General features: G+C 36.5%; 9 protein-coding genes. 8 read left to right on the top strand and 1 reads right to left on the bottom strand.

The window, feature by feature from the left end; translation table 11 throughout:
• Positions 1-328 precede the first annotated feature (328 nt).
• The 8 genes from IQ228_RS15295 (at position 329) to IQ228_RS15330 (ending at position 7,562) form a co-directional block, all read left to right on the top strand.
• Positions 329-1,510 carry an acyltransferase gene (locus IQ228_RS15295; protein WP_193963393.1) on the top strand — a complete coding sequence of 394 codons (1,182 nt, stop codon included), beginning with the start codon at positions 329-331 and terminating at the stop codon, positions 1,508-1,510.
• Positions 1,511-1,906: 396 nt separating this feature from the next.
• Positions 1,907-2,548 carry a microcompartments protein gene (locus IQ228_RS15300; RefSeq protein WP_015080173.1) on the top strand — a complete coding sequence of 214 codons (642 nt, stop codon included), beginning with the start codon at positions 1,907-1,909 and terminating at the stop codon, positions 2,546-2,548.
• Positions 2,549-2,686: 138 nt separating this feature from the next.
• Positions 2,687-3,496, top strand: coding sequence for a pentapeptide repeat-containing protein (locus tag IQ228_RS15305; RefSeq protein ID WP_193963395.1), 810 nt, complete (start codon positions 2,687-2,689; stop codon positions 3,494-3,496).
• A 56-nt stretch (positions 3,497-3,552) separates the two neighbouring features.
• Positions 3,553-3,780, top strand: a complete 228-nt coding sequence (locus IQ228_RS15310; protein WP_027402827.1) for a hypothetical protein — start codon at positions 3,553-3,555, stop codon at positions 3,778-3,780.
• Positions 3,781-3,805: 25 nt separating this feature from the next.
• Positions 3,806-5,113 carry an AAA family ATPase gene (locus tag IQ228_RS15315; protein WP_193963397.1) on the top strand — a complete coding sequence of 436 codons (1,308 nt, stop codon included), beginning with the start codon at positions 3,806-3,808 and terminating at the stop codon, positions 5,111-5,113.
• Entirely contained in the window at positions 5,110-5,799 is a 690-nt protein-coding gene (locus IQ228_RS15320) for a retron system putative HNH endonuclease (protein WP_193963399.1), read from the top strand. The genes IQ228_RS15315 and IQ228_RS15320 overlap by 4 nt, the downstream gene beginning before the upstream one ends.
• A gap of 492 nt (positions 5,800-6,291) precedes the next feature.
• Positions 6,292-6,810: a hypothetical protein gene (locus IQ228_RS15325; RefSeq protein WP_193963401.1), complete on the top strand. Its 519-nt coding sequence runs from the start codon at positions 6,292-6,294 to the stop codon at positions 6,808-6,810.
• Between the two features lie 128 nt (positions 6,811-6,938).
• The gene (locus IQ228_RS15330) at positions 6,939-7,562 is read left to right on the top strand and encodes a 4Fe-4S single cluster domain-containing protein (protein WP_193894067.1); all 624 of its coding nucleotides are present in this window, start codon (positions 6,939-6,941) and stop codon (positions 7,560-7,562) included.
• A gap of 129 nt (positions 7,563-7,691) precedes the next feature.
• Here the strand turns inward: IQ228_RS15330 and IQ228_RS15335 are convergent, their stop codons facing one another.
• The gene (locus tag IQ228_RS15335) at positions 7,692-8,387 is read right to left on the bottom strand and encodes a DUF305 domain-containing protein (protein WP_193963403.1); all 696 of its coding nucleotides are present in this window, start codon (positions 8,385-8,387) and stop codon (positions 7,692-7,694) included.
• Between the last annotated feature and the right edge of the window lie 212 nt (positions 8,388-8,599).

Genomic DNA, 8,599 nt, shown 5'->3' on the forward strand with positions numbered 1-8,599 from the left:
AGTACATATAGCGGATTACCAAATTTAGTTACAAATCAATCAGCATCTTTTGTATAGCCATCTACAACATTTAAATAACCTCTATTTAAGAGGCATTTTGATAACCTTATAGCTTAGGTGAAAAATCTCCAAAACCCTCTTTTTTATTGTCATTTAGTTCCTTAATCATTCATATTTTGTGACTTTTGTGTAAGTCCTAAAATTGTTGTGGGTTTTGCAAATACTTGAAAAACTTTATATTGTATTTCTTCTTGATAATTAATTTGCAATCCCAAAATGCAAATAGAGAAGAAATGCCCGTACAAAAATAGCATAGGAGATTAGTTGAATGACTAAAATTATCGAAGAATCCACTAAAAAGAGACTTCATCTTCCTTATTTAGACGGATTGAGGGGATTAGCGTCTTTATATATTGTCCTCGTACATATTGAACCATCAATTGAAGGGCAATTGCCTATAATGTGGTCATTATTTGGAGAAACCATGAAATATGGTGCATTTAGTGTTGTCATTTTCATTGTTCTTTCTGGTTATGTTTTGATGCTGCCAGTAGCGCGTTCTGAAAATGGTCAGTTATCAGGAAGTTTCATGAATTATATTAAGAAGCGATCGCGGCGAATTTTACCACCCTACTATATAATACTGTTAATCTGTTTACTATTAACAGCAATTATCTTGGGTTTAGAAAAATTTACGGATTTTCAATGGAATGCAGAAGCAGGACTAGGAGCATTTTCTCCCAGATTTTCTTTGCTGGATGTCTTGCTTAAACTACTCCTAGTTCATAATCTTGACAGTAACTCATATCTAACTATTAACCCACCCATTTGGACTGTCGCCACAGAATGGCAAATATACTTTTTATTTCCGTTATTATTGTTACCTATATGGCGAAGGTTGGGATTATTTGGGATTGTCATTATTACCTTTTTAATTGGTTTAACTCCCCTATATTTGTTGAATGGATTATTTGAATCAGCCAATCCTTGGTTCTTATGTATATTTTGTTTAGGAATGGCAGCAGCAGATATTGGATTTTCCCAAAAACCCAAGTTAGTAGCTATCAGAAATTCCTTACCTTGGGGTTGGTTGGCTATTATCTTTACCTGTCTTGCTGTCATCACTGAATGGCGACGGCTAGGACTGCATATATGGATTAATCAAACTTTTGCCGGTTTAGCATTTGCTTGCCTATTTATTTCCTTAACCAAGTCAATAATAGAGGACAAAAAACCATCTTTAATCCTACGGATCTTACAACATCCTTTAGCGATCGCCCTGGGAACATTTTCCTATAGTCTTTATCTCACTCATGGACCAGTTTTAGTTTTTGTGCGTTACTTCCTGTTTTACCTACCAATCTCACCAGATATGTTTGCAGCAGGATGTTATTTACTAGGAACGGTAATGTCACTCATTATCGCTTACTGGTTTTACTTATTCTTTGAGCGGCCATTTATGTCTAATTTTTTGAAAAAGCGAAAAATCAAAGATGCCGTGATCTCATAAAAGTCTTAGACATAAAGACCCCATGAAAAATCTAGCAGCGGTCAGTAGTAAAACCCTTTTTGTGCATCTAAAATATCTAAGAGACTTCCAAATAAAAAAATGTCCCAAAACTGATGCAGAAATTCTCTCTCTGTGTACTCTGTGCCTCTGTGGTTCGTTTCTTAGGATAATTTATTTCTTGGAAGTCTCTAATCCAGAAGATTTTGGCTTTAAGGCTGACTTATTTCATATTAATACTTATAAATAAAACATCCTCCAGCCGAATAATTAATCATCACCAATTAGCAAACCAGTCCACTTTAACGGTAAACTCATATATTGCAGATCCCCGACTTCTCAAAGAAGTCGGGGATCTAAATCCAAAATGTTTACCCTCATGACTGGAGAATTAAGACTTTGGGCATAGAACTACGCAGTTTCGTATTTCTAGACAATCTGCAACCTCAACACGCCGCATACATGGGAACAGTAGCCCAGGGTTTCTTACCATTACCGGGGGATACATCCCTATGGATTGAAATTTCCCCTGGTATCGAAATCAACAAGATTACCGACGTAGCCCTGAAATCCGCTTCCGTTCGTCCTGGAGTGCAAGTAGTAGAACGGCTATATGGACTATTAGAAGTGCATTCTGGCTCTCAAGGGGAAACACGAGCCGCTGGAGATGCGATTTTGGCATTTTTAGGCGTAAAAAAAGAGGAATGTCTCAAACCTCGTGTAGTTTCTAGCCAAATTATCCGCAATATTGACGCTTACCAAACCCAACTTATTAACCGTACCCGTCGAGGACAACTGCTACTAGCAGGACAAACCCTCTATGTATTGGAAGTTGAACCAGCCGCTTATGCAGCACTAGCAGCTAATGAAGCAGAAAAAGCAGCGCAAATTAATATCCTCGAAGTTCAAGCTGTCGGTAGTTTTGGCAGACTTTATTTAGGTGGCTCAGAACAGGATATTTTAGCAGGAGCAGCGGGCGCTTTAGCCGCAATTGAAAACTCACCTGGAAGGGAAAATCCCCAAGGTAAGCGTAACGAATAAGGAACAAGATTGACGCAACTAACATATTAGTAGGGTGCGTCAGATGTTAAAAATCTGTTTATTCTTACCCCATAATCAAGTCTGACGCACCCTACAAGAAATAGTGTGAAACTTGCATAAGTCCTAAAGGAGCAAAAAATGGCAAATCAACAACATCTCAATGTATTACGTTCAGGAGCAGTTACTTGGATAGAATGGAGAAACAAAAATCCCCAAGTTGAAATTGATCTTAGCGGTGCAAATTTACTAGGAGAAAACCTCCGAGGAGCAAATCTCCAAGGGGTAAATTTGAATAAAGTCAATTTAGCTCATGCTTTATTAGTACGAACTAATTTTAGTCATGCTAATCTCAGTAATGCTATTTTTTATCAAGCCAAGTTAATAGAAGCTAACTTGAGTCAAGCTAATTTGAGTATTGCTAATTTGAGTGGGGCAATTTTAAGCCAGGCTAATTTAAGTTTTGGCAACTTTATTGGTGCTGATTTCAGTGGTGCAAATCTGGAAAATACTATGATTACAGATGCTAATTTAATTGGTACAGATTTCCAAAATGCTAATCTAAAAAATGCTGATTTAGCCGCAGCCCAACTTATTCGCAGTAATTTAAGTTTTGCAACTTTGATGGCAGTTAATTTAATTACTGCTAACTTGAGTGAAGCAAATTTATATGAAGCAGAATTAATGACTGCTCAACTTTATCAAGCCAACCTACATAAGGCTAATTTAACAAAAGCTCATTTAGGAAACGCATTTTTATCGAAAGCTAATTTGAGTGAAGCTAATTTAACGGAAGCTGATTTAAGTTGGGCAAATTTGAAAGGTGCGAATTTAGCGGGAGCAAATTTAAAAGGTGCAAATATTCGCGGTACAAATTTTCAGGGAGCAAATCTAAAAGGGACGATTTTAGAGAATAAGTTAGAATTATTAACACCAAAGAAATGCAATTAACGGTAATGAGGTAATATGTTAAAATAAAATCAACTGTAACACACCAAGTTGATAATATGAATGCTCATAAAATCGAAACGTCCTTAACTGAAGATGGAACTTTAGTGTTAAAAGGTTTACCTTTCCATGCTGGTGATGTTGTGGAAGTGATTATTTTACAACCTCAAACCGCACAACATCAAATTAAATCTCTAGAAACACAAAATACCAATCTTTATCCTTTACGTGGCAAAGTGATCCGTTATGATGATCCTACCGAACCTGTAGCTTTAGAGGAAGATTAGTAATTTTATCAAGAAAAATAAATCAATGCACATTCAAAAAGTTATTATCAAAAACTTCCGCTGCTTCGAGCATTTGGAAGTTAATTTAGATCCCGATATCAATATTTTTGTTGGCAATAATGGATCAGGTAAAAGTGCGTTATTGGATGGTATTGCTGCGGCAATGTATCCGTATGTAGTTCAAATTCAACAAATTGTAGGCAAAAAATATCGAGAAGCTTCACCTGTTTTTCAAAGAGATTTGCCAGTCCAAAAAAAGGATAATGAACGAAGAAATCAGGCAGAGTTCACTGTATCAACTACAGGTTTTCCAGATTGGACAATTGTTTACAAAAAACCACCTGCTGACAATGACAACGAAAGGATAAATGTAAGTGTCTCATCTTCGTCTATTTCACAAGAAGGAACAAAGCAGCTTTATTCTGCAATGCGCTCTAGAATAGATGAATTGTCTGTCCTAGCTTATTATCAAGGCAATCGCCATTTAAACGATATTGCCTATGTTAAAAATATTTCACACCAATCTCTTAATAGGTTTAATTCACTAAATCATGCCCTTGACGCAACAAGTAGTTTCACTGATATGGCTAATTGGTTTTTTGTGCGTGAGTTTCAAGAATTGAGAGAGGCAAAAGAGAAGGGAAATATTAATCTTGAACTTCCTGATTTAAAGCGAGTACGAAATGCTATTTCTAGTATTATTGCACCAAATACTCATGTTTATTTCTCACAGATTGTATCTGCAAAACTGATGGTTGAGTGGACAATGGAAACAGGAGAGAAAAGAGAACTTTTATTAAGTCAATTAAGTGCAGGTTATCGTAATATGTTAGCCTTGGTAATGGATTTTGCGCGACGGTTAGCACAAGCTAATCCAGATATGGAAAACCCGTTAGCAGCAGAAGCAATTTTGATGATTGATGAGTTAGATTTGCATTTACATCCAACTTGGCAACAAAAGATTATTCCTGATTTAAAAAAGGTATTTCCCAACACTCAAATTATCGCCACTACTCACAGTCCCGAAGTTGTGACAACAGTTAAACAAAATCAGGTGAAGATATTAGAAGATTATCAAATAAAGGAATGTCCATCACCTACCAAGGGGATGAAAAGTTCAGATATTGTCAGATATGTTTTAGGGTTAAGTGATTTAAGACCAGATACAGAAGAATCAAGAACACTGACACAGCTTTTTGAAGCAATTGATAATGGTCAATTAGAGGAAGCAAAACGCCTCAGAGAAGAATTACAACACTGGGAATCTTATGATCCAGATATGACTAGAGCAGATATGCAAATCCGCAAACTGGAACGGAGGAATGCGGTGTGAAAAAAGTGCTGAAATCCCCAGAACCAGAGGAACTTAAAAACTATAAAGAGCGATTTTCTTCTCAATTTAAACGATGGAATGATTTAAAAAGGAATAAAGAAACTTTAAATGCAATTCGTAAAACTTTAGCATCTGATCAAAAAGGACTTTGTGCTTATTGTGAAATGTCTATTCATGAAAACAATCGCTCTGTTGAGCATTTTATCCCCTGTAAAGAATCAACAAAAGAAAATAATCATGATCTAGATTGGCAAAATATGTTAGGTATCTGTCGTCCTCCAGGTGGAGTAGAAGATGATCATGAGCAAAATTCAAAATTACTCAAATATTCCCGTTGCTGTGGTCACAAAAAAGATGGTTTTATACCTGATGGTAGATTATTAAATCCTCTCAATTTACCAATATTACGTCTATTTAAATTCAGTAGTAAAGATGGTGAAATTAGACCTGATAAAAAAGCTTGTGAAGATTCTGGTATTCCTATAGAAAATGTTCAATTTACTATTGATACCCTGGAACTTAATGTTCAAAGATTAAAGAATCTACGATTAGCTGTAATTGACGAAATAGAAAAAGAACTTGATGATGAGACAATTGATATAAATCGTTTAGAAGAGAAAGTTGCAGTAGAATATTTTGGTAATGGTACAGACAATTGGCCTCGGTTTTTCACAACTCTTCGCTAGGTTTTAGGTGCAGGTGCAGAACGACATCTGATTAATATTTCTTATTCAGAACAATAAATAAGATCCCCGACTTCTTAGAGAAGTCGGGGATCTGACTCCTGCGACGAGATGTCAAAAATATGTTAATTGAGCAACATTTGATTAAACAAAATAAAATCTGCCCTTTCATCTATCTAAAGAAATAGATTTTAGTTTGTAATTAATCTAAAATTAACTTATTGATAAAAAGGTGCTTTTTTTTTGAACAAAGTTACAATTTTGGAAAAAAGTCTGATAGATTATAGCCATAGTGTGGCGTATCCCTGCGAACTGCTTGCAGCAGCGCTTCGCGATCGCCGGGTGCATCAGCCATAACTCAATATTATCAGGGATTTTGTTGGGTTGAGCGACAGCGAAACCCAACCTACATTTCCTTGACCGACAAGTATTGTGTCTCATCTGCGAGAATCTTATCAACTCGATTCCCTATTATTAATTCAGTTAGTGCATATTATGGATATCTTATTTGTTCACGGTGAAGAAAGTCAAAACATCATCGGATGTTATGGAAATACAGAAGGAATTGCGGCTGTGGTTGTCACAGTATTTCCAGACAATAGTAAGTATGAAATTATTGATTCCGTTTTCCGTCGTCGTCTGGGATTGAAGCCAACTGCTGATGATTTAATAGAACTGGCTAACACCCATAAAGTTAAATATATTATCGGCAATAAACTCATGGAAAACGTTTACAGTGGGGGAACATTAGAAAAAAATTATGAGTTTCCTATTGAAATTCAATGGGAAACCAATGAAATTAATGTTGAGAAATTACTGTTTCTCACCGAATGTTATCTCAATGAAGGTAGGTTAAATTTAGCTGCTGATGTCGAAAACGTCATCGAAAAAGAATTACGGTCTTTCGACCTGCAAAAATGCCGGGATCATGGTCAAGCCAGCCACAGGATATTTGCATTCTTTCATGCGATCTCTGCTGCGCGTTCATTCATCCCCTCCTGGGCAAAAGCTTAAAAAAACCTAAAGGTTAACTGCACAAAATAATCAAACTTCAAAAAGCTTATATTTTCTTTCTCCACACTTTTTCAGAGTCTCGCTATATTAGCAAGTAATAGGAAAAGTTGAAAAGGAGTTGAGAAAAGATGGAAACTAAGCCCATGAACCCATCTCTAGGACTCGCGGACATTCCCCCCGGTTATTTGAACATTATGGGTTATGTTGACCAATCAGAAGTTAATGGACCCGGTTGTCGGGCTGTTGTCTGGGTACAAGGTTGTAACCGTGAGTGTTCTGGTTGCTTTAATCCCGACTCCTGGGCATTTGAGATTAATGATTTAGTTGCTATTGATACCCTCGCTGAAAGTATTCTCAAAAATCCCCAGAATACGGGTGTAACTTTTTCCGGTGGTGAACCATTTTGGCAAGCACCTGCACTAACAATTTTAGCCAAAAAGTTAAAAGCAGCGGGTTTAAATGTCATGTCTTTTACTGGTTTCACTCTTCAACAATTACAATCTGATTCCGCACCTCCCGGTGCAAAAGAATTATTGGCAGAATTAGATATTTTGATTGATGGTCCTTTTGTCAAATCTCTAGCAATTAATTCTCCTGATTCTCCCGTTTCTTCTAGTAATCAAAAAGTCAATATCTTTAATCCAGAATTTGCAGACAAAATTACTTGGGCTAGTGATCAAATTGAAGTCCACATTCTCAAAGATGGTAATCGTATTGTTACAGGCTATCAAGGTTTATTAGAATTAAGTTAATTTTAGGGAGGCTGAAAAAATCAAGGTACGTTCGTTTTTCAGTCTCTCCAATTTGGAACTGCTAAAATTCTTCATACAACCAACCGTAACGGTTATAAATCAAGCGCAATATCCGGCTTCCACAATGGTTTATACAGGCTTTGACTTATACCAACTTTGATACCATTGCTGCATTTGCTTAATTTCTGCCATTTGAGTTTTAATGATAGACCTAGCTAAATTACGGATTTCTGGTTTGGCAGTTTTTTTAACAATCATCTGTGACATTTTGACAGCCATACGATGATGAGGAATCATTTGACGAATAAATTCTTTATCAAAATCTGGTGCATTTTTTAATGTTTCTAAATCCATATTCATGCAGTGCATTTTACCATTCATCGGCATTTCCATCGTCTCTGGTGGATTCATCTGTTGACACATATTCCCATGACCTGCCATCATTCCTTGATCAGTCATAGTCATTATAGGTACTTCTTTACCGTACCATGTCTTATACCAGGTTCTCATCTGTTCAATTTCGCGGGTTTGGTCTTTTTTAATAGCAACTGCTAGGGTCTTAATTTCTGGATGTTGTCCGCGAGTTGATGCGATATCAGCCATTTCTACTGCTTGCTGATGGTGCGGAATCATCATTTCGATGAAATGCTGATCTGTTTGCATCATCATTCCTTTTTTTGGGGGATTAGCTTGTTTAGATGAATGATGAGAATTGTGTTCAGAATTGGGACTCTGTGCTTGTGTGTTACTGATAATTAATAATCCACTCATAGCACTACTGCTTACTAACCCAATCAAACCATAAATCAAATTTTTGCTGTTCATAACTTGTTTTTCCTTGAAAATATGAAGATTTAATAGTAAAAGTCATTAAACCTAACTGTTGCAAATATTTGGAACCAGTTATGTGTTTAGAGGGTGTTTGAAAAGTTTTTAATGTATAAACAGACCCCTCTCCAAACCTCTCCCCGAAGCGGGGAGAGGCTTTGAAAACCCCCTTCCCTCGTAGGGAAGGGGGCAGGGGGGTTAGGTTTTTG

Source organism: Dolichospermum sp. LEGE 00246 (assembly GCF_015207865.1).
Lineage (GTDB): Bacteria > Cyanobacteriota > Cyanobacteriia > Cyanobacteriales > Nostocaceae > Dolichospermum > Dolichospermum heterosporum.

Coding starts and splice junctions, on each gene's coding strand:
- IQ228_RS15310 (WP_027402827.1), top strand. CDS start 3,553: ATGAATGCTCATAAAATCGAAACGTCCTTAACTGAAGATGGAACTTTA.
- IQ228_RS15325 (WP_193963401.1), top strand. CDS start 6,292: ATGGATATCTTATTTGTTCACGGTGAAGAAAGTCAAAACATCATCGGA.
- IQ228_RS15305 (WP_193963395.1), top strand. CDS start 2,687: ATGGCAAATCAACAACATCTCAATGTATTACGTTCAGGAGCAGTTACT.
- IQ228_RS15330 (WP_193894067.1), top strand. CDS start 6,939: ATGGAAACTAAGCCCATGAACCCATCTCTAGGACTCGCGGACATTCCC.
- IQ228_RS15335 (WP_193963403.1), bottom strand. CDS start 8,387: ATGAACAGCAAAAATTTGATTTATGGTTTGATTGGGTTAGTAAGCAGT.
- IQ228_RS15315 (WP_193963397.1), top strand. CDS start 3,806: ATGCACATTCAAAAAGTTATTATCAAAAACTTCCGCTGCTTCGAGCAT.
- IQ228_RS15295 (WP_193963393.1), top strand. CDS start 329: ATGACTAAAATTATCGAAGAATCCACTAAAAAGAGACTTCATCTTCCT.